This is a genomic window from Maribacter taeanensis, assembly GCF_047345145.1.
Taxonomy (GTDB): domain Bacteria; phylum Bacteroidota; class Bacteroidia; order Flavobacteriales; family Flavobacteriaceae; genus Maribacter_C.
The window spans coordinates 277,008-300,010 of record NZ_JBLFER010000002.1; the positions used below are offsets into that span (position 1 = coordinate 277,008).

Annotated in this window: 22 protein-coding genes; 5 read left to right on the forward strand and 17 right to left on the reverse strand. The window is 37.5% G+C overall.

What is annotated here, in order from left to right; all coding sequences use genetic code 11:
- The 8 genes from ACKWCD_RS07120 to pdxA form a co-directional block, all read right to left on the reverse strand.
- Nucleotides 1-540 (reverse strand): hypothetical protein, encoded by a 540-nt coding sequence (locus ACKWCD_RS07120; protein WP_413983252.1) that lies wholly within the window; start codon nucleotides 538-540, stop codon nucleotides 1-3.
- Nucleotides 541-839: 299 nt separating this feature from the next.
- Nucleotides 840-1,952 carry an NAD(P)/FAD-dependent oxidoreductase gene (locus ACKWCD_RS07125; protein WP_413983253.1) on the reverse strand — a complete coding sequence of 371 codons (1,113 nt, stop codon included), beginning with the start codon at nucleotides 1,950-1,952 and terminating at the stop codon, nucleotides 840-842.
- 313 nt (nucleotides 1,953-2,265) lie between these two features.
- Nucleotides 2,266-3,615 (reverse strand): acetyl-CoA carboxylase biotin carboxylase subunit, encoded by a 1,350-nt coding sequence (gene accC, locus ACKWCD_RS07130; protein ID WP_413983254.1) that lies wholly within the window; start codon nucleotides 3,613-3,615, stop codon nucleotides 2,266-2,268.
- A 92-nt stretch (nucleotides 3,616-3,707) separates the two neighbouring features.
- A complete protein-coding gene (accB, locus tag ACKWCD_RS07135; protein WP_413983255.1) occupies nucleotides 3,708-4,202 on the reverse strand; it encodes an acetyl-CoA carboxylase biotin carboxyl carrier protein in 495 nt (164 codons plus the stop codon).
- A 29-nt stretch (nucleotides 4,203-4,231) separates the two neighbouring features.
- Entirely contained in the window at nucleotides 4,232-5,227 is a 996-nt protein-coding gene (locus ACKWCD_RS07140) for a beta-ketoacyl-ACP synthase III (protein ID WP_413983256.1), read from the reverse strand.
- A gap of 213 nt (nucleotides 5,228-5,440) precedes the next feature.
- Complete coding sequence (gene rpmF / locus ACKWCD_RS07145; RefSeq protein WP_413983257.1) at nucleotides 5,441-5,638, reverse strand: 50S ribosomal protein L32; 198 nt, start codon at nucleotides 5,636-5,638, stop codon at nucleotides 5,441-5,443.
- Between the two features lie 8 nt (nucleotides 5,639-5,646).
- Entirely contained in the window at nucleotides 5,647-6,180 is a 534-nt protein-coding gene (locus ACKWCD_RS07150) for a YceD family protein (RefSeq protein ID WP_413983258.1), read from the reverse strand.
- Nucleotides 6,181-6,306: 126 nt separating this feature from the next.
- Nucleotides 6,307-7,353 carry a 4-hydroxythreonine-4-phosphate dehydrogenase PdxA gene (pdxA, locus tag ACKWCD_RS07155; RefSeq protein ID WP_413983259.1) on the reverse strand — a complete coding sequence of 349 codons (1,047 nt, stop codon included), beginning with the start codon at nucleotides 7,351-7,353 and terminating at the stop codon, nucleotides 6,307-6,309.
- Between the two features lie 59 nt (nucleotides 7,354-7,412).
- Between pdxA and ACKWCD_RS07160 the strand changes: the two genes are divergently transcribed.
- Nucleotides 7,413-8,000, forward strand: a complete 588-nt coding sequence (locus tag ACKWCD_RS07160) for a riboflavin synthase (RefSeq protein WP_413983260.1) — start codon at nucleotides 7,413-7,415, stop codon at nucleotides 7,998-8,000.
- A gap of 17 nt (nucleotides 8,001-8,017) precedes the next feature.
- Here the strand turns inward: ACKWCD_RS07160 and ACKWCD_RS07165 are convergent, their stop codons facing one another.
- From ACKWCD_RS07165 to ACKWCD_RS07175, 3 genes are all read right to left on the reverse strand, one after another.
- Nucleotides 8,018-8,389: a DUF2237 family protein gene (locus ACKWCD_RS07165; RefSeq protein ID WP_413984116.1), complete on the reverse strand. Its 372-nt coding sequence runs from the start codon at nucleotides 8,387-8,389 to the stop codon at nucleotides 8,018-8,020.
- Nucleotides 8,390-8,469: 80 nt separating this feature from the next.
- Nucleotides 8,470-9,555, reverse strand: coding sequence for an acyltransferase family protein (locus ACKWCD_RS07170; protein WP_413983261.1), 1,086 nt, complete (start codon nucleotides 9,553-9,555; stop codon nucleotides 8,470-8,472).
- A 1-nt stretch (nucleotide 9,556) separates the two neighbouring features.
- Nucleotides 9,557-11,368 carry a sodium:solute symporter family protein gene (locus ACKWCD_RS07175; protein WP_413983262.1) on the reverse strand — a complete coding sequence of 604 codons (1,812 nt, stop codon included), beginning with the start codon at nucleotides 11,366-11,368 and terminating at the stop codon, nucleotides 9,557-9,559.
- A gap of 83 nt (nucleotides 11,369-11,451) precedes the next feature.
- Between ACKWCD_RS07175 and ACKWCD_RS07180 the strand changes: the two genes are divergently transcribed.
- Nucleotides 11,452-12,207: a sulfite exporter TauE/SafE family protein gene (locus ACKWCD_RS07180; RefSeq protein ID WP_413983263.1), complete on the forward strand. Its 756-nt coding sequence runs from the start codon at nucleotides 11,452-11,454 to the stop codon at nucleotides 12,205-12,207.
- Between the two features lie 1,186 nt (nucleotides 12,208-13,393).
- Here ACKWCD_RS07180 and ACKWCD_RS07185 read toward each other — a convergent pair.
- The 4 genes from ACKWCD_RS07185 to ACKWCD_RS07200 are packed head-to-tail and all read right to left on the reverse strand — an operon-like array spanning nucleotide 13,394 to nucleotide 16,626.
- Complete coding sequence (locus tag ACKWCD_RS07185; RefSeq protein WP_413983264.1) at nucleotides 13,394-14,920, reverse strand: hybrid sensor histidine kinase/response regulator; 1,527 nt, start codon at nucleotides 14,918-14,920, stop codon at nucleotides 13,394-13,396.
- Entirely contained in the window at nucleotides 14,910-15,407 is a 498-nt protein-coding gene (locus ACKWCD_RS07190; RefSeq protein WP_413983265.1) for a Rab family GTPase, read from the reverse strand. The genes ACKWCD_RS07185 and ACKWCD_RS07190 overlap by 11 nt, the downstream gene beginning before the upstream one ends.
- A complete protein-coding gene (locus ACKWCD_RS07195; RefSeq protein WP_413983266.1) occupies nucleotides 15,394-16,257 on the reverse strand; it encodes a cell envelope biogenesis protein OmpA in 864 nt (287 codons plus the stop codon). Before ACKWCD_RS07195 ends, ACKWCD_RS07190 begins: the two co-directional genes overlap by 14 nt.
- A gap of 9 nt (nucleotides 16,258-16,266) precedes the next feature.
- Complete coding sequence (locus ACKWCD_RS07200; RefSeq protein ID WP_413983267.1) at nucleotides 16,267-16,626, reverse strand: fructose 1,6-bisphosphatase; 360 nt, start codon at nucleotides 16,624-16,626, stop codon at nucleotides 16,267-16,269.
- Between the two features lie 384 nt (nucleotides 16,627-17,010).
- On the opposite strand from ACKWCD_RS07200, the gene ACKWCD_RS07205 reads away from it, so the two are divergent.
- Nucleotides 17,011-19,578 carry a zinc-dependent metalloprotease gene (locus ACKWCD_RS07205; protein ID WP_413983268.1) on the forward strand — a complete coding sequence of 856 codons (2,568 nt, stop codon included), beginning with the start codon at nucleotides 17,011-17,013 and terminating at the stop codon, nucleotides 19,576-19,578.
- Nucleotide 19,579: 1 nt separating this feature from the next.
- Here the strand turns inward: ACKWCD_RS07205 and ACKWCD_RS07210 are convergent, their stop codons facing one another.
- A complete protein-coding gene (locus tag ACKWCD_RS07210; RefSeq protein ID WP_413983269.1) occupies nucleotides 19,580-20,206 on the reverse strand; it encodes a hypothetical protein in 627 nt (208 codons plus the stop codon).
- 366 nt (nucleotides 20,207-20,572) lie between these two features.
- Here ACKWCD_RS07210 and ACKWCD_RS07215 point away from each other — a divergent pair, with 366 nt between their 5' ends.
- Nucleotides 20,573-21,457 (forward strand): dienelactone hydrolase family protein, encoded by an 885-nt coding sequence (locus ACKWCD_RS07215; RefSeq protein WP_413983270.1) that lies wholly within the window; start codon nucleotides 20,573-20,575, stop codon nucleotides 21,455-21,457.
- Between the two features lie 329 nt (nucleotides 21,458-21,786).
- Nucleotides 21,787-22,506, forward strand: a complete 720-nt coding sequence (locus ACKWCD_RS07220; RefSeq protein ID WP_413983271.1) for a hypothetical protein — start codon at nucleotides 21,787-21,789, stop codon at nucleotides 22,504-22,506.
- On the opposite strand, the gene ACKWCD_RS07225 is transcribed toward ACKWCD_RS07220, so the two are convergent.
- Entirely contained in the window at nucleotides 22,483-22,896 is a 414-nt protein-coding gene (locus ACKWCD_RS07225; protein WP_413983272.1) for a hypothetical protein, read from the reverse strand. The genes ACKWCD_RS07220 and ACKWCD_RS07225 overlap by 24 nt on opposite strands.
- Between the last annotated feature and the right edge of the window lie 107 nt (nucleotides 22,897-23,003).

The window sequence follows — 23,003 nt, forward strand, 5'->3', positions numbered from 1 at the left end:
CTATCCTTCAAGATGATAGAGATCGGCCAATTTATAGATTAAATATTTGACCATTTTATCCTCTGGTAAGTTTCCTTTGTACATTTTAAAAATAAAATCTTCGTTTTCAGCCATAAAATAAAACATATCTCCTGTTCTATCTTCACTGAATAGATTCCATGATTTTAGTCCAGAAAGCATGTCGCTATGCGCCTGGTACTTTTTATAGGCCACATTAAATTTGTCTTGAAAAGCTTGATTGCCACCTCGGTCAAATTCTTGGTTTTCAAATGAATAACGTTCAAATTCAATTCTCAGCTTCCTTTCCGACTTTTGGGCTTCTGCAAGTAGTTTAAAATAGGCCCGAGCTACTAGATAATGGTACTTCTTCTCAAATGATTTGTTGGTTTTCGAACTAATATATGATGGTTCAAGGATAACCACTTTGCTATTTTCCGCACTCGCATACAAATTGTCGTTTTCTTGCGAAAAAAGAGAGCTGCAAAACAGAAATAAGGCCAATAGGATGCCCTTTTGAATTAGGTTAAGTTCGTTTTTCATGTGTAGTGTTCTTAGTACAATAATTAGCAGCTATGAATACGGTTGTTCTAAACCATTTTAATTTTATTGCTGCACCATTATGGGCACAAAACCAACATGCATGAACTTACATGGGGTAACGGTTGAGTTCTAATAAAATAAAGGACTCAGGGCAGAATCCTATTTTTTTTGGGGTGAGCAATATAGGGATAAAAACAACTTGGAGATAAGAAAAAGTCATGCTTTTTGGAAAATTCGACGAATGGAAAAAGCTATGTCCTTCTTTTCAATTTTTTAAATAAAAATCAAAAAAGAATTTCCTATAGTAGCTCGGATAATTCTTTACCAACCAAACTCCCTATCGCAATGCCCATTCCCCCTAATCGAACGCCACAGAACACATTGTTAGAAACTTGTTTGACAATGGGCTTCTTTTGATTACCCATACCCATTATACCACTCCATCTTCTTTCAATTTCAAAAGGAGTGCTAGGAAGAATGCTTTCTTTAAGAATACTTTCTAATTGGTTTTGAATCAAATCGGTTTCACCGAATTTCAAAGTTTGTTCTCCTTGGAAGTCTAAGTTTCGTCCTCCCCCGAAAAGAATTCGATTATCAATATTCCGGAAATAATAGTACCCTTCATCCAAATGAAAGGTTCCTTTGATATGCAAGTTCTTGATAGGTTTGGTAATTAAAACTTGGGCTCTTGCGGGCTTTACAGTTTCTTCTAGTAATTGTGAGGCGAAACCGTTCGTAGCAATACATAACTTTTTGGTTTGAAATTCAAATTGATCGGTTTTGACTGTCAGCATATCACCATTATCAGTAAACCCCTCCACTTTTATCGAATTTAAAATGCCAATTCTGTTTTTCTGTACTAGTTTTAGTAGGTTTGACACCATCTTACCAGTATCTATTTGGGCTTCAAAACGGTTGGTTATATAATTCTCCTGGATGTTTTTAAAATTGAAGCTATTCTCATTTGTCTGAAAAGCCTTTTCACCAAAAACTGGTTTTAGAAGTTGATTGACCTTCTTCAACTCCTTTAAACAACTTTGATAAAGGGTATCGTGGCTTTTTAGAAACAACTCATGTCCTCCATGTTGTTGAAAATCAATATTCGTATCTCCTAGGTTCTTTCTTAGTAGTTGAATGCCATCCCAACGTTTCTTAACCAGTTCTACCACTTCTTCTTCGGAATGATGTTCAAGATCTGCTAAAATCTCTGAAATACTTCCAAAACAGGCAAAACCAGCATTCTTAGTACTCGCTCCTTCCGGAAGTGTACCTTTCTCTAAAATGAGGATTTTTGCCTTTGGAAATCTTTCTCGAAGTGAGAGTGCACAATTAAGCCCTACTATTCCGCTTCCAACAACAGTAAAATCGATGTTAGAAAGCCAGGTTTTATATTCCCAATAGCTTAAGTTCATTCCACTAAAATACGAACAAAATGAATGCTAAAAAGACCCAGGTTTTGATTCAATTTCATGCAGTTCACCGATATTCTAAATGAAAGCGTGAACAAACTCAATGGTTTGTTTTAAATAAGTTACCCCGAGGTTTGTTTTTGTACACCTGCGTTTTAGGGTGGTATTTCATCGATAAAGTATTATTTCTCTTAATGCCAATCGATAAAACGCACCTTTAACAGACTCAGCGGTCGGTTTCTGGGTCTTTCAAATAACCGGTGAAATGGGTAAATTCCATAAAAAAACCCTCAAAATTTTGAGGGTTTTTTTATAATTATTCAATTTCAGGTTCCATTTCAAAATCTTCCATGAATTTGGTGGTGTAATTGCCCGCCAAATAATCCGGATGATCCATCAATTGCCTATGGAATGGAATCGTTGTTTTTATACCTTCTATAACAAATTCGTCTAGTGCCCTTTTCATCTTATTGATTGCCTCTTCGCGAGTTTGAGCCGTAGTGATCAGCTTCGCAATCATAGAATCGTAATGCGGTGGAATAGAATACCCACTATACACATGAGTATCCATTCGGACCCCATGACCTCCAGGTGTGTGTAATGTAGTTATTTTTCCTGGCGACGGCCTAAAGTTATTATAGGGATCTTCGGCATTAATCCGACATTCTATGGAATGTAAATTAGGATAATAGTTTTTTCCCGAGATAGGGACTCCGCCAGCAACTAAAATCTGCTCACGTATTAAATCGTAGTCCACTACTTGCTCGGTAATCGGATGTTCTACCTGAATACGTGTATTCATTTCCATAAAATAGAAGTTTCGATGCTTATCGACCAAAAATTCTACGGTTCCAGCTCCTTCGTATTTAATGAACTCGGCAGCCTTTATAGCCGCTTGACCCATTTCCTCTCTAAGTTTGTCCGTCATAAACGGAGATGGAGTTTCTTCGGTCAATTTCTGGTGTCTGCGCTGTACGGAACAATCTCTTTCTGATAAATGACAAGCCTTTCCATACTGATCACCCACAACTTGAATCTCAATATGTCGAGGTTCTTGAATTAGTTTCTCCATGTACATGCCTCCATTTCCGAAAGCCGCGGTTGCCTCTTGTACTGCACTATCATAAAGGTCTTCCATCTCGTCCTCTGACCAAACGGCTCTCATTCCTTTTCCACCACCACCTGCAGTCGCCTTTATCATAACAGGATAACCCATTTTCTTGGCGATCTTTTTGGCTTCGGCAACATTTTTAAGAATTCCCTCAGACCCTGGCACACAAGGAACTCCTGCTTTTTTCATGGTCTCCTTAGCAGTAGCCTTATCCCCCATCTTATCAATATGCTCGCCAGATGCGCCAATGAACTTAATATCGTGTTCCGCACAAATTTTTGAGAATTTTGAATTTTCAGATAGGAATCCGTATCCGGGGTGAATTGCATCGGCATTTGTAATCTCAGCAGCAGCAATGATATTAGGTATTTTCAAATACGATTCACTACTCGGGGCAGGCCCTATACAAACCGCTTCATCGGCAAAACGAACATGTAAACTCTCTTCATCGGCCTTGGAGTAGACTGCTACGGTCTTTATACCCATTTCCTTGCAGGTTCGAATCACTCGAAGTGCTATTTCTCCCCTATTTGCAATCAATATTTTTTTAAACATACTTTTTTAGTTTAAGAGTTTGTGGTTTAGTTGTTTACTTATTTGAAATTCAAGGGATTCCAATGTAAAACTTTAAACTTCTAAACTTAAAATTATGATGGATCTACTAAGAACAGTGGTTGGTCAAACTCTACTGGAGAGGAATCATCAACTAAAATCTTGACGATTTTACCTGAAACTTCTGATTCAATATCATTAAAAAGTTTCATCGCTTCGATTACACAAAGTACATCTCCTTTGCCAATATCAGCCCCTACCTCAACAAATGAAGGTTTATCAGGAGCAGGTTTGCGATAGAATGTACCAATTATAGGGGATTTGATAGTTATATATTTGGAATCGTCCTCAGCGGCATCGCTACTAGGGGTTTCTGCCACAGGGGCAGCTGGTTCAACTGGAGTAGGCGCCATCATTTGAGGCATGGCTGCTTGGGCTACCGGTACTTGTTGTACATAGGTAGTTTCTGACGCATTACCAACTGCCCCTGTTCGGATTGTTATTTTTAAATCATCCATTTCGAGTTTTACCTCGCTAGCACCTGATTTAGCCACAAACTTAATTAGGCTTTGAATTTCTTTAATATCCATATAGATTTCGGTTTAAGTTCTATTTAGTTTTAGTTGTACGCCCATTTTAAATAGATTGAGCCCCATGTAAAGCCTCCGCCAAAAGCGGCGAAAACCAAATTATCTCCTTTTTTTAACTGATTTTCATAATCCGCCAATAATAAAGGTAAAGTAGCGGAGGTTGTATTACCATAACGCTGAATATTCATAAGAACTTTGGAAGAATCCAAGCCCATTCTGTTCGCGGTTGCATCAATAATTCTTTTGTTTGCTTGATGCGGTACAAGCCAGGAAACATCAGTATTCTTTAAATTATTCCGTACCATAATTTTTTCGGCAACATCAGCCATATTAGAAACAGCGAATTTAAATACTGACTTTCCTTCTTGAAAAATATAATGTTGATTGGCATCAACAGTTTCATGTGTAGCGGGTAATAATGAACCCCCAGCTTCCATTCCAAGAAATTCTCTGCCTGAACCGTCAGCTCTCAAATATTCATCTTGAAGCCCTAAGCCCTCTTCATTTGGTTCGAAAAGTACAGCACCTGCCCCGTCACCAAAAATGATACAAGTAGTTCTATCTTTATAATTGATTATTGAAGACATTTTATCGGCTCCAATAAGCAAAACTTTTTTATATCTTCCAGATTCAATATAACTTGAAGCTGTTGACATTCCAAAAAGAAAACTTGAACAGGCAGCCAATAAGTCGTAAGCAAATGCATTTGTAGCCCCGATCTCTGATGCAACAAAGGCAGCTGTAGAGGCTACCATACTATCAGGTGTAGCTGTTGCCACAATAACTAAATCTATTTCTGTGGGGTCAAGGTTCTTTTTTTGAAGTAAATCATTAGCGGCTTGAATAGCTAAATAAGAAGATCCGTTACCTTCTTCTTCTTTTAAGATTCTTCGTTCTTTGATTCCTGTTCGAGCAGTAATCCACTCGTCGTTGGTGTCGACCATTTTTTCCAACATTTCATTTGTCATAACAAATTTTGGAACATATGATCCTACAGCTGAAATTGCTGCTGTTAACTTGCTCATATTAAAGCGGTTTTTATCAAAAAATCTTCAAAAATGATTGAAAAGCGGTGAAAATTACTCATTTTTCACGACTTTTTGCTTAAAAAACGTTTTTTTTGAAAAAATCTGTTTCAATTCAAAATTTAGATAAAACTTTTGTTCTGAAACCTTATTTCACTAAAAAACTCCCAACTTTAAAAGTGGGAGTTCCATATATTTTTGATTGGTAGCAAGTTATGCTTCTGCTTCCTCGGTCTTATCGATCAAAACTTGACCTTTGTAGTATAATTTTCCTTCATACCAATGTGCTCTATGGTATAAGTGCATTTCTCCAGTTGTAGAATCTGTGGCCAAAGTCGATGCTACTGCCTTGTAATGTGTTCTTCTTTTATCTCTTCTCGTTTTCGAGATTTTTCTTTTAGGATGTGCCATTGTTCAACTTATTTATCCGTTATTAACTTTTTTAAAGCATCCCATCGGGGATCTGTCTCTTCTTTATTATCTTTTCTTTCTTTTGGTTGGAGCTCTTCAAGTTTTCTTAGGGCTTCTGAATCCAAAGATCCATCTAAAACTCCTGGATGAATTCGTTTCTGCGGAACCGCTAGTACAATCATTTCATAAACATACTGTGCAATGTTCACTTGATGCTCACCATGTGGGATAATCAATATTTCATCATCCTCATCATTATATTCATCGCCAAACTTCACCACCAACTCTAAGTTTGTGGAAATAGACTGATCATACGGTTCGCTTGTAATATCACAATCTATATTGACAAACCCTTCTGCTACCAATTCAAATTCTAACATAGTGCTTGTTTTATTAAGCAAAACGTTCAATTTCAAATTTGCATCATTGAAATCCGTGTATCCAAAAGATTCAAAGAACTCATTATTTACTACGTAATCAAACTCGTGTTTTCCTTGCTTCAATCCTGAAAAAGGAACGCTAAACTCCTTTTTTTTCATCATAACCCACTTGTTTATAACGCAACACCTCTATTAAAGGCGGGTGCAAAGATACTATTATTTTAATAATAGACAACAGCTAAAAAACGAAAAAAATTGGTTCCTTTTAAGAACAAATGCTAAACTATTCTAGCGACGTGCTCTTTGTTTCTGTAAAACATTCTCAGTCAGTTCAGCATATTCGGTTCTATTCTTGAATATGCGAATTGCAGAAAAAACGGCTTCCTTAAAAGAACTATGGTCAGCTTTTCCTTTTCCCGCTATTTCATAAGCAGTACCATGGTCTGGAGAGGTTCTAACTTTGTTCAGTCCGGCTGTATAATTAACACCATTTCCAAAGGAAAGCGTTTTGAACGGAATCAAGCCTTGATCATGATATGCTGCTAAAATCGCATCAAAATTCTTAAACGAATCTGAGCCAAAAAAACTATCCGCCGCGTAGGGGCCAAAAACTAAATGTCCAGCATCTGACATTTCTTTGATTACTGGCTTTAATATTTCTTCATCTTCTTTCCCGATTGTTCCATTATCCCCGCTGTGCGGATTAATACCAAGTAATGCAATTTTCGGACTTCGGACACCAAAGTCCATAGTCAATGACTTTTCTATGGTTCGTACTTTGGTACGTATTAATATTGGATTGATTGCAGCTGGCGCATCTTTGACGGCTAAATGGTCGGTTAAAAGGCCTACTTTAAGTTCGTCAGTAACCATAAACATAAGACTTTCCCCTTCCAATTCTTCCGCTAGATAATCTGTATGTCCTGGAAACTTGAACTCCTCGGATTGAATGTTGTTTTTATTGATTGGTGCCGTTACCAGCACATCAATGTCACCAATTTTAAGCGCTTCGACAGCAGCCTTGAGCGACTTAATGGCATAGGCCCCAGCTTCTTCTGTAGCTTCACCAAATTGCAGATTAGGAATTTCCTTCCACACATTTACTACATTCAGTTTTCCATCAATGGCTTTTGAAGCTTCCTGAATTCCATTATATCTAACATCCATATGAAGCGCTTTTGTCTGCGCAGCAATGGTCTTACTAGAAGCAAAAAAGATAGGCGTACAGAAATCGAGCATTCGAGAGTCTTGAAAGGTTTTTAAGGCTACTTCGCACCCTATTCCGTTCAAGTCCCCAATGGAAATGCCCAGCTTTATTTTTCTGTTTTCGTCCATGTTATTCTTTACCTTTGCCTGAAGTGTTAATTTACAAAACTAGGTAATAAAAACGGAAGATGTTTACGGGAATAATCGAAACTTTGGGTAAAGTCACCAAATTAGAAAAAGAGGGAAGCAATCTGCACATTTCGGTCAGTTCGGCAATTACAGAGGAGTTGAAAATCGATCAAAGTGTAGCGCATAATGGCGTTTGTTTGACTGTTGTTTCTTTGAATGGAAGTACATACACCGTAACGGCAATCGAAGAAACACTTCAAAAAACAAGCCTTGGAAAGCTTTCCTTTGGGGATACAATCAATTTGGAGCGCGCCATGATTTTAGGAAGTCGTTTAGACGGACATATCGTACAAGGTCACGTGGACCAAACCGGAGTTTGTACTTCGGTAACAAAAAAAGATGGTAGCTGGATTTTCTCCTTTGAATATGATGCTTCAAAAGGTAATCCTACTATTGAAAAAGGTTCTATAACCATCGATGGAACTAGCTTAACTGTTATTGATTCTGGCAAGAATACTTTTAGCGTGGCTATTATTCCATATACTTATGAAAACACAAGATTCGGTTCTTATACGAAAGGAACGGTTGTGAATCTGGAGTTTGATGTAATCGGTAAATATGTGGCAAAATTGATGCAACAACACTAGATCTAACCTGCAACCTCCTAGTCTAATTTATATTCTTGGAGTTTTTCAATTGAGGTATACTCTAGCGCTTTTTCATGTGTAGATTCCAGACGAATCTTAGGGGCTTTGCCTGCTTTTTCAGCTTCTAACCAACGAAGAATACAAAGGCACCACTTATCGCCTGCTTTTAGTCCTGGAAAACGCCATTCGGGTTTGGGCGTTGATAGGTCATTCCCCTTTGTTTTGGTAAAAGCTAAAAACTCATCTGTCATTTCAGCGCAAACCACATGTGTGCCATGATCATCAGCTCCTGTTTTACAAAAGCCATCACGATAAAAGCCGGTTTTTGGCTCAAAGCAACAACTTTCTAACTCTCCTCTTAGTACATTTTTTGGATTTGCTTCGAACATGTTTTTTTGTGAATTTGTTTTCAAAATGAAAAGTCCTAAAGAAAGTACCATCGCCATTAAAAAGAAGTACTTCATTTTGGTCAAATTTTTATGAAAATCTTCCGCTGATACAAGACATACGCCAGTAAACAGTAAAATGCTACAACGCTAAGTCCATATAACAAAGATGAAAGTTGTAGCGACATAAAATCATGCGTATATACCGTATCAAAAAGCCATCCGTGAAGCGATGTTTCTCCTACTTTAATCATCCCCATAATTTTACTAATAAAACTGGATAGAAAATACAAGGTAATCGCGTTAGCTCCTGCATATCGAAATATGCTTCCGAATTGCATTTTCTTTACATCCGTTAGGTAATAAATCAAAGCCAAAATTAGATTGGCCCATCCCGCAGTTACGAGTACAAAACTACTCGACCAAAGGGCTTTGTTGATTGGGAAGAAGATATCCCAAACATGACCAATGATAAGTAGTGATCCTCCTATTCCCATTAAAATGGTTGCTTTCTTTTCTTGTTTTGAAAGCAAAATCAATCCTGTGAAAATCCCTAGTAAAGAACTAACTATAGAAGGTATGGTACTTAATAATCCTTCCGGGTCGTAATCTGCTTTGTAGTTGTGCGATCCGAATACTTTTACGTCCAGCCAGTTAGCCAAATTGTTAGGTGCTCTTTCCAAAGTTGATGCTACTCCTTCAACAGGAATGACCGTCATCAGCAACCAATATCCTATCAAGAAAAACGCAGCTATACCAATTAGGGTCTTCCAATTGAAATTTAGGAACAAGATAGATGCGAAAAAGAAAACTACCCCTATGCGCTGTAATACTCCAGGAAAACGGATATCTGCAAAATCTTTGAAAAATGGAAAGCTCAGGGTGAAAGCACCCAAAAAAAGTCCGAGCCCAATTAGTTTTAATGTTCGAATTACAATTTTCTTGTAGGTTCCAGAATTGGTTACCTTATTCGTATAAGCAAATACAATAGACGTTCCTACGATGAATAAAAAGAAAGGAAACACCAAGTCAGTTGGCGTGTAGCCGTGCCATTCGGCATGTAAAAATGGGGCATATACCGCAGACCACGTTCCTGGTGTATTTACCAAGATCATTAAAACAATTGTTGCTCCACGAAATATATCTACAGATGAGATTCTATCTTTCATCTTATAAGATATTTGATTTCAATTTATTCCATGCTTTAATCAACAGAAATCCTGAAACTGCAGCAACGGCTGTCAGAATTATTGCAGATGTAGTTCGGCCGTAAATCCAGTAACCGGTTGCAAACATGATAGAGTATATCAATACAACTCCTAAAAGCATGGCTGAAATGCCTGATGGAACACTCCATTTTTCATTCGATGTAATAATCTCTTCATTATCTATTTTCGCTTCGTCTACAACTTTTGCCCAACCAGGACCGCCAGGTTGAATTTTGCGATAAAAGCTTCGTAATACTTCTTTTGATTCAGGTTGCGTCACAAATGTTGCTGTCACCCATATAATAGTAGTTACAATCATAATAAATGGCAACTCTCCCCATTCAGGGAAAATGCCAACCTCAGCATCAAACAGGAAAGATTTTAGAGATGTAGTAGCTATCAAAATTGATAAAATTCCGGATGCAAACATCGCCGAAATTTCGCTCCATGCGTTAATCCGCCACCAAAACCATCTTAAGATAAAAATCAAACCTGTACCTGCACCAAACGACAATAATAGGTTAAATACATCCATTGCATTCTGCATAGCCAATGCCAAAAAAGCACTTAAAACCATCAAGACCACAGTTGATACTCTTCCGAAAGCAACCATTTGTTTTTCAGTAGCATCGGGATTGATTTGCTGCTTATAAAAATCAAATACCAAATAGGACGAGCCCCAATTCAATTGTGTCGAAATCGTACTCATATAAGCCGCAATTAAAGAGGCTAGAACTACCCCAAGCAATCCACTCGGTAGTTTAGTTAACATTGCAGAATATGCCAAATCATGACCCAACTTATCAGCTGGTACATTTGGAAATGCTTCGGCTATACTCGCAATATCAGGGTAAACAACCAAAGACGCTAATGCCACTAAAATCCATGGCCAAGGGCGTAACGCATAGTGCATAATATTGAAAAAGAAAGTTGCTCCTATAGCGTGATTTTCATCTTTAGCAGCTAACATTCGCTGCGCGATATAACCTCCACCTCCAGGCTCACCGCCTGGATACCAAGAACTCCACCATTGTACGGCCAAAGGAATAACCAATATGGTAATGACCATTTTTGTATCACTAAAGTCCGGTAAAATATCCATTTTAGATTTTACAAGATCATTAGAAATGACGGCTTGCAAACCACCTACTTCTGGAATATTAATGAGATAGAAAGCAGCTCCTATAGCTCCAGCCATGGCAACAAAAAACAACAGAAAATCCGTGTAAACAACACCTTTGAACCCTCCTAAAGCACTAAAAACAACAGTAATAAGTCCTGCTCCGACCACAGTTTCCCAAGGTTCAAGCCCTAACATGATACCGCCAATTTTAATTGCGGCTAAGGTTACTGCAGACATGGTTATAACGTTAAAGAGAACCCCCAAATAAACCGCTCTAAACTTTCTCAAAAAGCTCGCTGGTTTGCCCCCATAACGCAATTCATAAAATTCCAAATCAGTTTTTACATTTGATTTTCGCCATAGTTTAGCATAAACAAAAACCGTAAGCATTCCTGTTAGCAAAAAACACCACCAACCCCAATTACCTGAAACCCCCGTTGTTCTCACCAAATCTGTTACGAGGTTAGGTGTATCAGTAGAGAATGTGGTTGCTACCATTGAAAGTCCCAACAGCCACCAAGGCATCGTTCTACCCGAAAGAAAAAATTCCGATGAACTAGACCCTGATTTTTTAGAAACGTAGATTCCAATTCCTAAAACAAGTGAGAAGAATACGATTATAAAGCCATAATCGAGTGTACTTAATTCCATAGTCGGGTTGTTTGGTTCGTTGTTAGTGTTTAAAGATAAAATAAAATGGAATACTTTTGTTTAATACCAACTAAACTTCATCTGTGATCCAATCTTCCTTTCTTGAAGTATCTATCACCAGCTGGATATTGGCACTCTTGGCAGCTTTCATAATAGGTGTCTCCAAGTCGGGAATCAAAGGTACTGCCTTAGTAGCTGTTACCTTTATGGCTTTGGCATTTGAGACCAAAGCATCAACAGGCCTTGTTGTTCCCCTATTTATTGTTGGGGATATTTTTGCTGTCATCTACTACAACCGCCATACCCAATGGAAATATATTATCCGTTTTCTTCCTTGGACGATGATCGGTGTACTCATTGGAAACATTATCGGCAAAGACCTTGACGAGGCTACTTTTAAAATCGGAATGGCTATCGTGATTTTGGGAAGTGTACTAATGATGTATTGGTGGGATAAAAGAAAATCAAAAGTAGTGCCTACGCATTGGGCTTTTGCGGGACTCATGGGGCTGCTAGCAGGTGTAACCACAATGATCGGGAATCTGGCAGGTTCGTTTGCTAATATCTTCTTTTTGGCTATGCGACTGCCAAAAAATGAATTTATAGGTACTGCAGCTTGGCTATTTTTTATAATTAATATTTTCAAATTGCCCTTTCATATTTGGTCATGGGGCACCATTACCACAGATACATTGTTATTTGATTTGAAGTTGGTTCCAGCGATTATTCTCGGACTTTTCGTTGGGGTTCGATTGGTTAAAATCATAAAGGACGATTTCTATCGAAAAATGATTTTGATCCTTACGGCATTGGGTGCCATCGCTATAGTGTTTCGATAATAAAAATTAAGGCTAAGTCTGAAAAAAATCTTCTACTAACTAAAGAAGGCTCTGAAAAATCAGAGCCTTCAAACCAACTATTTAAATTCAAAACCCAACTCATCGCAATGGGGGAACTAACCTGCGAAACTTATACCATAAAACGCCGTAGTTTTATAGCAAACTGTGAGTTATTGTCATGGTTGGTACTGATAGATTTGGTTATCTGGTATTTTATCTTTCTTAATTGACCACTTCAGTAAAAAAAAATTAATTTTTATGTTGTTATTAAGTACATTTCTTCTCAAGCTCGCCTATTAATTTTTTAATGGTTTGCTTATCAATCAGCTAAATAGGGATAACCACCAGTTGAGGGAAAGTTCGAATTAAAACTTCTATCCTAAATGGGGGTTCGATAGAAACAATTTTTAAATTCAAACCAAACTGGCAACTTCCCTGTTTAATAGCCTAGACTTTAAATATTTTCATATTCATTGTCAAAGCCTCCATTTTTAAAAGCCCTGTAAAACAGGGCTTTAACGACCTTCACGAAAAAACCGCAACCGGTAATGAGAATAGTGTTCCCATAAATGGTTTTCATTGTGTCAGTAAAATGCCCCTATTTTACTACAAATCAAACCTCAGTTTTAACGTGGGCTGGCCGTGGGTAAATACGTAACGGTTAGTGTTAGTATAGCCCTAATATTATCTTATAGTTTAAATTTCTCAACCATTGTAGATGGTCAACAGTAAATTCCTAATTTCTTTTTTTTTAGGGGGAAACGATGTTTCTTGAATACTAGAAAAAATGCTTTTGGTATACTTTTTCCACAAGGCATTTATAAAAGAAGGTTTATTAAACGCTCTTTTCTTAAAAATCAACACTGGTAAAATCGCATATAGGGTTACCGCAAATACTAGGGTACTCAGGACAAAAAATATTTCAACCAAATGCGGAATGTCTAAAAGGTTCATGCCAAAACTGTTTTCTAGTTACTATTCTTTGTGGGGATGCCTTTAAAAGGTGAATAGCGAGGCTAATCTAACAAGTAAGATATGATTGGAAAGAAGATGACAATATTAAATTACAAGTATCGATTAACAACATATTTCATCGATTAATGACATATTTGTGGTATTATTCTTACTCATTTATTAATAAAGGGTTGATTTTCATTAAAAGCGACCAGGCACTACCTATGAAATTTTATTTCAACTTTTTGAGAATTATGTTGAGCAATTTTTCTTTTTCATAAGGTTTGATCACAACATCATTCATGCCAGCTGCTATACACATATCAAGGTTCTCTTGGTAAGCGTTTGCGGTTATTCCTATGATTGGTACATTCTTTATATTCTTAAAAGGGAAGTCTCGAATGAGCTTTGTAATCTGAATTCCTGTCAGATTGGGTAAATCAACATCCATCAAAATAAGGTCGTAGTCGTTATTAACCACTTCTTGAAGCACCAAAGCACCATCATAGGCCAAATCAATTTGAAAGTTATCCGTATTCAATAGAATCTTGAAGAGGGTTAGCTGGACATATTCATCATCTTCAACCAGAAGGATTTTATATTTTTTTCTTGCTTTCACCCCTTTGTCAACTGCCTTTTTGTTAGAATGCTCGGACCATCTAGACTCACTTGGCAAAGGGTATTTAAAGCTCATATCAAAATAAAATACGGAGCCCTTGTCCGGTTCGGACTTTAATTGAATCTTGCTATTCATCAATTCCAACAAGCGTTTGACGATAGTCAGACCTAAGCCGGTTCCCTTGCTTCTATCCTCTGATTGCTCTCTATGAAAACTTTCAAAAATCGCTTCTTGACTTTCTTCTGGAATACCAATACCAGTGTCTGTTACCTGAAATCGCAAACTGGTAGCATTGGCTCTTTTCTGATTGAATTGTATCTCAAAAGATACCTTGCCTTGCTCAGAATACTCAACAGCGTTATCCAATAGATTGGTTACGATTTGAAAAAGCCTAAGCCTATCGCCTTCAACAAATTCAGGAATTCTATAATCCCAAGAAGAAACAAATTTAAGTCCCTTTTTCTTCGCCTTTGCAGTATAAGTGAACTGCATAAGTTCAAAAAACTTGCGCAGATTGAACAGCTTGTGTTGTATCTCTAATTTACCAGCATCAATCATTCCGATACTCAAGGTGTCTTCTAGCATAAGACGCAGATTGCTATTTGATTCTTTTAAAAAATCAAGCATTTTGGACTGCTCTGTTGTCATCTCGGTAGCATCAAGAATATCTATAATAGCCATAATACTGGTTAACGGATTCCGCAACTCGTGACTGAAATTATGAATAAACCTATTTTTAAAACGCTCTCTTTCTTGAAGTTCAAGATTTTTTAGAACTGTCAACTCCGTTTTGATTACCGATTCATTACGTGATTGGGTAACCGATTGATAGGAGTCATAATGTTCGGTTAGGTCGGTTATTATTAACAGGAATCCATCCATTTTTTTGCGGAGCTTTACGTCTGTGATAAACGTATTCTCGTTAAAGGCAAGATGTATACAAAAGAAATCGAACTCCTCTTCTGTACTATCAAATAAGGCCGGCAAACTCTCAAAAAAGGGATGGAGCTCAAGAATAGAACTACTTATCGGAATGTCGAAAAGCCTTTGGTCACTTTCAATAACAACACCTTCAGCATTCATAAAAATGAATTGCCTATTCTTATTCGCAAATTCTTCCTGATACTGCTTAAGCATCATTAACAAGAAGTGTTGCCAGCTTCAAAAAAAGCTCGTTTACAAATTCACCTGTTTTGGCACTAGTCAGAAAATCTACAGGAAGTTCATTCTCTTCTAAAACAACTTTCAATTCTACTTTATCGACCAAATCGGACTTATTACCTACTACCATCAAAGGAGTGTCAGGAACCTTTTCCCTCACTATCTTCAAATCATTACTTAGATGCTCAAAAGTAGATGGTCTTGAAACATCAAATACGAATACCATACCGTGAGTTCCCAATAGATAGGAATCTCTGATGGATACAATATCATCAGTGCCTTCTAAATCCCAAAGTATGAGGGAGACCTGGTTATCCACTGAAATTTCTACCAACTTTTTGGTGATGTGAACTCCAATGGTAACCTTGTAATTATCAGAAAAAGTATCGGTAACAAATCTGCGAATCAAAGAGGTTTTGCCCACTCCAAAGTGTCCTAAAACGACAATTTTTTTAGAGCTGCGCATTGCCAAAATATTTTGCCAATTCTCTTTCTATTCTAGATTTAGGAACGGGAACAATACTCTTTTTTGCATTTTTAGTTTCGAAAACTAAATCAAGATTCATGGCCATGAAACTATTGTAGAAGTCAAAAATAATGTCTTGAAGTTTGTTTTTAGCGCTTAAAGTATAATTGCCCGAGATAACGACAGCTATATAGTGGGTAGCGAAACTTTGTAAATGGATTTCATACAATTCGTATTCTATCGACTCAAGCTCTTGATTTCTCTGATTAAAGGCATCTTCTACAAATGATTTAATTGCGGTCAACATTCCTGAAACCATCTCCTCGTCCATAGTTTTTGACCGTGAGTAGCTCGACTTTAAAATGCCTGAATCTTTTTCTATTAGAAGCACCTGCTGAATGTGCGCATTAGACAAATCGTTCATCATCAGTTCCTCCTCTTTTTTTCCAGAAAAAACAGATCTGAATTTTCTTTTTCCTACAGATAAAAAACTTAGTTGGCTATTCATCTTTTCAGAAAGCAGTTTCATTTCTTGCGCAACATACTTTTTAATCATTTTACCCAAAATGGGATAAAGGGCATCCACCACAACATCCTTGTTGATTTTGATTTCCTTTCGAAGTGTTTCGGTAATAGTCGGTCCTAAAGTCTCAGGAATGCTTTCTTTAAACTCATCAAGTTGAAAAGCAATAATTGGATCTACTTTTTCGGAAAGTTTTTCACGCTCATGTATCGTTTGCTCCAGCAGCTCAATCCTTTGGGAAATTTTCTCCTCAAATTCATGTTCATCTGCAAAAAGAATGTCTTTTAGGATCTCTATCTTGTCCTTTTCATTCATCTTTGGGTACATGACTTTGGCTTATTTGTCGCCGATTTTTTGGCCTAGTTCAACAAGTAACTTGCCTAGCATCTTTTTGTTAACCGTATCTTCCCCAATATCCTCAATTTTGTTTTCAAGATTTTTCTCAAGTTCAGTAATACGAATATTCAGGTCAGTTGACACATTGTCCATTGTAGTACTTAGCTCAGCTCGAATTTCTTCAATAAGATCTTCCAGGACTTTCTTTTTCTTGAGAATGTCTTTTTTAAGCTCTTCAAACTCTGAGTCATAAGCCTGAATAGTTTCTCCAAAAATCAGATTTTTGATAACATCGATTTTGGAAACTGAACTCTCGATTTTATCTTCTAGCTTAAACATAGCTTCGTGTTTTTTAGCCATAATGTCTTTAATTTGAATTGAACAGATCTAACATCGCTTTATCAAAAACTGAGAAAGCTTCACATTGAGGGAAGTCTAAAATACGACATTTCGTTGCTTCCCCTGCATTTTGCGTCATAAATTCTTTCAAAACCGTTTTGAATCGACCAATAGAAATATTGCGGTTTTGAAAACATGACATACCATCATAAATACCTACTTAAACGGTATCATACCAACTCGAAGCACCTATTTTAAAAGCTCAATTGACAATTGCTAGCAATAATTGTATCTTAGGCGTCTATCTATAGCGCTTATAACGTATTGTTTAGGTACAATTATGTTAAATAGATACCCCGACCCAGCCACTTCATACGAAACTAAAAATTGACGCGTTCGCTACTTATGAGACTGTTTGTCCTACTTGTTGGTTTAATATTGTTGAATGCTTCCTGTAGTACTATGGGAATTTTTGGCAATAAGAATTCTATTGCCGTTTCAGGAGAACAATCTGTTAATAAAGCTAAGGGTTACGATCGCATTATCACAAAAGATGCTATTTCCCAAAAAGGCCTTTTTGATGTACATAGAGTCGGTGAAAAGTACTATTTTGAGATTCCGGATAGTTTATTCAATCGGGAAATTCTTGTAGTTACTAGATTTATTAAAACTCCTTCAGGGGCGGGCAACTATGGAGGTGAGAAAATCTCTGAAAATACCATCGTTTTTGAAAAGGGGCCAACCAACAACATCTTTCTTCGTATTGCTACTTTGGTAAGTGCTGCAGATGAAAATGATGCGATTTCCAAAGCGGTTAACAATTCAAACATCACTCCGATTTTAGAGGCCTTTGATATTAAGGCTTCTCATGAAAAGAAAGGAACACATTTAATTGAGGTTACTGCGTTCTTGAATAGTGAAAATCCATTGTTGGCTCTGAGTAATCCACAAAAGGATTCTTATAAACTTATAGGAATTGAAAAGGACAAGTCCTATATAAAAGAAATAAATTCCTTCCCCATAAATACAGAAATCAAAACGGTCAAAACCTACAAGGCCAAATCTGTAAAAGGGAAACGAAAAAAAGCTTTGCCAGCTGCCGTGCACGCCGGAGTAGTAACCTTGGAAATCAACAACTCCTTTATCTTATTACCTAAAGAACCTATGCAAAAGCGCTATGCAGATGCCCGTGTAGGCTACTTTGCAAGTTCGTATTTGGAGTATGGAGATGACCAGCAAAAGGTAGATCGAAATACCTATATCCATCGCTGGAGACTGGAACCCAGACCGGAGGATATCGAAAAATGGAAACAAGGCGAATTGGTAGAACCCCAAAAACCAATTATCTACTATATCGACCCGGCAACCCCTAAAAAATGGAGACCCTATTTAATTCAGGGAATCAATGATTGGCAAGTTGCCTTTGAACAAGCTGGTTTCAAAAATGCTATTGTGGGAATGGAATGGCCAGAAAATGACCCAACCATGAGTCTGGAAGACGCCCGTTTTTCTGTACTACGATATTTCGCCTCTCCTTCAAAAAATGCGTACGGACCAAATATCGTAGATCCACGAAGTGGGGAAATTTTAGAAAGTCATATTGGCTGGTATCACAACCTTATGAATCTATTGCACAGTTGGTATATGGTTCAAGCTGGCGCAGTTGACCCACGTGCGCAACAAATGGAATTCGAGACCGAACTTATGGGTGACCTCATTCGTTTTGTGAGCTCACATGAAGTAGGCCACACCTTAGGATTACGCCATAATATGGGTGCAAGTTCTGCCACACCTGTTGCCAATCTTAGAGATGCGGAATGGCTTAAAGAAAATGGACATACTAGTTCTATAATGGATTATGCACGTTTCAATTACGTCGCACAACCTGAAGATAATATTCCCGTGGAAGACCTTATGCCCAGAATTGGCGACTATGACAAATGGGCTATACAATGGGGTTATTCTAAATTAAACGAAGATTTCACCCGAAATGAAGAAAGAGAGCTTTTGAGCCAAATGATAGTTGATAGCGTGAGCAATAATCGCAGACTTTGGTTTGGTGGTGAAGGACGCGACTTTGACCCTAGATCTCAGACTGAAGATCTTGGTGACAATGCCATGGAAGCCAGTATGTATGGCATCTTGAATCTACAACGTATCGCTCCATGTATTAAGGAATGGGTAAAAGAAAGTGATAGCGATGATTTTTCTAACCTCGATCAAATCTATAAAGATTTAGTCAACCAGTACAGCGATTACATTTTTCACGTCACCAAAAACATTGGAGGAATTTATGTGACTCCCAAAACCATGGGGGAAGAAGGTGAAGTATATCGCCCTGTTGATATTCAAACCCAAAAACAAGCATTGGTATTCTTGAACAACTACATTTTTCAAGAACCCAAATGGTTGATGCGCAATGACATTCTTAATGCCATTCAATCGCCTAGATCTAAAGAGTCAGTTACCAAGACCATGGAAAGTGTGATGATGAATCTGCTTGGCGGAAGTCGTCTGAGTAGAATGACCTTTATTTCGGAACGCTATGAAGATGAAAATCCATATCGGCCTGAGGATTATATCGATGACTTAAACCAATTGGTTTGGGGAGATATGAATGTATTTTATCAAACGAATGCTTACAAAAGGAAGTTGCAGAAGTCCTATGTTTCTAATATGATTGCACTTTACAAACCTGATGTGACGGAAGGTTTTGTTGAGGGACTTTTGGCTGAATTGTCTAAAGGATTTACTTCAAACACCGATGTGCGCTCACTCGCCCTAGACAACCTTTTAACCCTTCAAGGGAAGATAAAAAGAACTATTCCGGTAATGACAGATCGCTTAACCATTGCTCATCTTAATTATTTGAAAAGAGAAATCGAAGCTGTTGTAGGCGAGACCGACGATGTTGACCCATTATTTATTCCCTTTCGCAAAGATATTTCGATAAAGGAAGACGGAAAAGAATAGCTCACTCAACTTCTTCTTGCTCAAATTTCGACGAGTTAAAGGTTTTTGTAAAATGAGATTCCAAATAACTTTCTGCTACTCCAATTCTTCCGAACAAAAGCCTAATTCGATAGAGTTCCGCCAAGTCTTCATACCCAAATTTTCTATCCAGAATAGAGCTCACATGAATCACAGGAATATCTTGACATACCTCTACTAAGGTTTCTTGAGAACCATATAGGTTTTCTAAAGTGTGCAATACTTCAAAGTCTAAATCTTTGGCCCTACCAGAATCTAATAAAGCCTTCCATACCCCATCACTAAATGTGTAAATAGATTGATTGGTCGAAATTCCACGTTTCTTTTTCTCTAAGAAACGCGTAGGTAATCTTCCTAAAAAAGTATTATCACTATGAATTTTGTTCAATAATGTATCTAATTTAGTGGTAGTCTGCTCGTCCCATTCCATCCAAATGCTTAGAATTTGAGCATTACTTTCGATTTCTTGTTTTAATGCGATGAGTGCTTTTTCTTTTTGAGTTTTTTCCTCAATTCGGTCTTGAAACTCAAAAATTACTAATATCCCCAAGAGGATAAGTCCGATAACTAAAAAGATTGTTTTGTCTATGCGTAGTGTTGCTATTTTCACTGTACTTTATTTTAAAGTTCCGAATATTCAAATTTAAGCTTTAGTGCCAAGCTATTTCTCCCCTAAAACAGGGATAGCAATACGTCTTTTCCAAACTCCTCCTCACAAAAGTTAACATTGTACTTTGAATTGAAATTTTAGAGAATTTTTTGGCTTTTTAAAATAACAATAGCTTGAAGTTATCTTAACATTCATTGTGGGGCTTTTATGGAATTTTGCAACGCACTCGAAGCAGTGCTTTGGTTTGAGTTGGTTAGTTAAAACCGGTGTGGAGACATCGGTTTTTTTTCGTTTTGTAGATTTTCATTTTTAGTATCTTTAAAGGGCTATACCCTATTTTATTTTCTGAACTCAAAAATCAACACAATGAAAAAGCTAAAAAAAGAAGACATCAAACAGGAGGTATTTGATCTCTATGACGATTATGCACACGATAGAGTGAGCAGAAGATTGTTTTTAGATAAGTTATCGACCTATGCTGTTGGAGGACTTACGGTTTCATCATTGCTAGGTTTTATTTCTCCGGATTATGTGAAGAAGATTCAAATACAGCAAGACGATTCCAGACTGAAATCGGAATTCATTGAATACGATTCCCAAAAAGGAGGGGGTACCATGAAAGGACTTCTTTCAAGACCTGTCGATGTTAAAGGAAAACTTCCTGGGATAGTTGTTGTTCATGAAAATCGTGGCTTGAATCCACATATTGAAGATGTTGGTCGCCGCGCTGGTTTGGCAGGATTCATTTCGTTAGCTCCTGATGCCTTAACACCTTTAGGAGGATATCCTGGAACGGATGACGAGGGGCGTACACTACAGCGCCAACGTGACCGAAATGAAATGCTGGAAGATTTTATTGCGGCATTCGATCATTTGAAAAATCATCCTGAATGTTCCGGGAAAGTTGGTGTAGTAGGTTTTTGTTTTGGTGGATGGATTTCAAATATGATGGCGGTAAAAGTTCCTGATTTAGGAGCTGCAGTTCCTTTTTATGGCGGACAACCCAAAGAAGATATTGATAAAATCAATGCGCCTCTTCTACTTCATTTTGGGGAATTGGACAAGCGCGTCAATGCAGGTTGGCCGGCTTATGAAGCGGCCTTAAAAGAACACGGAAAAGAATATCAAGCCCATATCTATGAAAATGCCAATCACGGATTTCATAACGATACGACCCCAAGATATGACAGGGACGCGGCGGAATTGGCCTCGACTCGAACCATAGATTTTTTCACTGAAAATCTGGGTTAGTGCTTATCCATTAATTTTTAATCAATTTGTAAGATTCTGTTAAAATAAGTATTCGAAAACCACGTTATATATAAACACCCAATAAACTTCTGCATATATAGGACCTCTACTTTAAAATCTGCACAGAACGCATTTTTTGAAAAACCATTTGAGACTATTTTCAAATGTGTGATTAGAATTTTTAGAGTTCATTTTTGATGTTATTTTAGGCAAAATTTTCTGGCATAGCCGTAGCTATGGTATAAAATTCTAACGCAGAATGGCGCAAAAAGGCACCTAAAAAAATAATCGGCATATTTCAAAACAGTCTCTTAGACCAAAATCTAATCATGGGGCACAAAACACTATATAACACTTCGTGGAATACCGTCTACGATTATCTGAACGAACCAGGTAATCGAACAAAACATCAAAAATTTTACACCGCCGTAGCTCCAATAATCAAACATTGGTTACTTCGTTTGGGTTTAAAAGATGACCTTGACGGACATGCTAAAAGTATTTTCTCAGACTTGTTTCTCAAGGAATTGAAACGCTATCGTTCGGGAAAATTGGTACGTGAAAAATGTACGGCCAAAATCACCACTTATTACTTTCCGGTAATCAAAAACCTCTGTTTAGACTATATCAAAGTACTGCGAAGTGAAACCTATTTTACCGAAGATTCCTCTGAATTGGATGTGGAAGCTGAAATAGGTGTTTTCGATTCGATTTGGGGGGAACATAAAAACATGGTCTTTACCGAAATGACTCGTCATATCAAAGACTGGATAGAATTTTCAGGTTTTGCCCGTGCCAAAAGAGAGATGTTGCGAAAACGCTTCATCGAAGGGCGGAAGTTTCCTGAGATACTTCGTGGTGTTGACAAAAGTGTTTTCGAAGCACAACGAAAATGGGCCTGCAGGCAGGGTAAAAAAATTGCTGCTATGATTGCGGAAATATTGCTTCCGGCCTTTATCGAATTCCACCGCTTGCCGATTAGCAAAAAAATCGACCCAAGACTTATTGAAAAGTATATTCTGGGCTTACGAACGAAGCTCGCTCGATGACTTTATTAGGTCGAGAATAGTTTCCTTGTAATCCGCTAATGTCTTTTTTCGATGCACATCAACAGGTTTCTCAAGGATGGCAATCTTGGGAAAGAGTTCTTCGTTATCTTCATTCCATTCCCCTTCTAGATCTCTATTCTTTAAATTCAAGTAATCGAGTTGCATCATACGGACTTTAAACACAAAGTCTTCATCTTGTTTGACCAATTGGAGGAATACAGCTCGTATTTTAGGTTCGATTGCTATCTCGCCTTTTAAATAGCCTTGGTAATACAGCAAAAGAAAGTTTTGGAGTTTCTTTTGCATTAACTCGCTAGCCGATGAAGCTTCTTTTCTTGAAGCTTTCATCTCCTCGATTTGCATTTCTTCCTTCTTACTTATATCATTCATGCGCTACGTGTACAATTAGAATCTACTTGCAAAAGGTTCGACAGTTTCTGTTTTGAACAGGACCATCATTACATTCAAGGTTTGGCGGCTAGAGAATGAAAGGAGAT

What these genes read in the sequence shown, in the direction of transcription:
- ACKWCD_RS07120 (WP_413983252.1), bottom strand. Translation starts at nt 540, where the DNA reads ATGAAAAACGAACTTAACCTAATTCAAAAGGGCATCCTATTGGCCTTA.
- ACKWCD_RS07125 (WP_413983253.1), bottom strand. Translation starts at nt 1,952, where the DNA reads ATGAACTTAAGCTATTGGGAATATAAAACCTGGCTTTCTAACATCGAT.
- accC (WP_413983254.1), bottom strand. Translation starts at nt 3,615, where the DNA reads ATGTTTAAAAAAATATTGATTGCAAATAGGGGAGAAATAGCACTTCGA.
- accB (WP_413983255.1), bottom strand. Translation starts at nt 4,202, where the DNA reads ATGGATATTAAAGAAATTCAAAGCCTAATTAAGTTTGTGGCTAAATCA.
- ACKWCD_RS07140 (WP_413983256.1), bottom strand. Translation starts at nt 5,227, where the DNA reads ATGAGCAAGTTAACAGCAGCAATTTCAGCTGTAGGATCATATGTTCCA.
- rpmF (WP_413983257.1), bottom strand. Translation starts at nt 5,638, where the DNA reads ATGGCACATCCTAAAAGAAAAATCTCGAAAACGAGAAGAGATAAAAGA.
- ACKWCD_RS07150 (WP_413983258.1), bottom strand. Translation starts at nt 6,180, where the DNA reads ATGATGAAAAAAAAGGAGTTTAGCGTTCCTTTTTCAGGATTGAAGCAA.
- pdxA (WP_413983259.1), bottom strand. Translation starts at nt 7,353, where the DNA reads ATGGACGAAAACAGAAAAATAAAGCTGGGCATTTCCATTGGGGACTTG.
- ACKWCD_RS07160 (WP_413983260.1), top strand. Translation starts at nt 7,413, where the DNA reads ATGTTTACGGGAATAATCGAAACTTTGGGTAAAGTCACCAAATTAGAA.
- ACKWCD_RS07165 (WP_413984116.1), bottom strand. Translation starts at nt 8,389, where the DNA reads ATGTTCGAAGCAAATCCAAAAAATGTACTAAGAGGAGAGTTAGAAAGT.
- ACKWCD_RS07170 (WP_413983261.1), bottom strand. Translation starts at nt 9,555, where the DNA reads ATGAAAGATAGAATCTCATCTGTAGATATATTTCGTGGAGCAACAATT.
- ACKWCD_RS07175 (WP_413983262.1), bottom strand. Translation starts at nt 11,368, where the DNA reads ATGGAATTAAGTACACTCGATTATGGCTTTATAATCGTATTCTTCTCA.
- ACKWCD_RS07185 (WP_413983264.1), bottom strand. Translation starts at nt 14,920, where the DNA reads ATGATGCTTAAGCAGTATCAGGAAGAATTTGCGAATAAGAATAGGCAA.
- ACKWCD_RS07190 (WP_413983265.1), bottom strand. Translation starts at nt 15,407, where the DNA reads ATGCGCAGCTCTAAAAAAATTGTCGTTTTAGGACACTTTGGAGTGGGC.
- ACKWCD_RS07195 (WP_413983266.1), bottom strand. Translation starts at nt 16,257, where the DNA reads ATGTACCCAAAGATGAATGAAAAGGACAAGATAGAGATCCTAAAAGAC.
- ACKWCD_RS07200 (WP_413983267.1), bottom strand. Translation starts at nt 16,626, where the DNA reads ATGGCTAAAAAACACGAAGCTATGTTTAAGCTAGAAGATAAAATCGAG.
- ACKWCD_RS07205 (WP_413983268.1), top strand. Translation starts at nt 17,011, where the DNA reads ATGAGACTGTTTGTCCTACTTGTTGGTTTAATATTGTTGAATGCTTCC.
- ACKWCD_RS07215 (WP_413983270.1), top strand. Translation starts at nt 20,573, where the DNA reads ATGAAAAAGCTAAAAAAAGAAGACATCAAACAGGAGGTATTTGATCTC.
- ACKWCD_RS07220 (WP_413983271.1), top strand. Translation starts at nt 21,787, where the DNA reads ATGGGGCACAAAACACTATATAACACTTCGTGGAATACCGTCTACGAT.
- ACKWCD_RS07225 (WP_413983272.1), bottom strand. Translation starts at nt 22,896, where the DNA reads ATGAATGATATAAGTAAGAAGGAAGAAATGCAAATCGAGGAGATGAAA.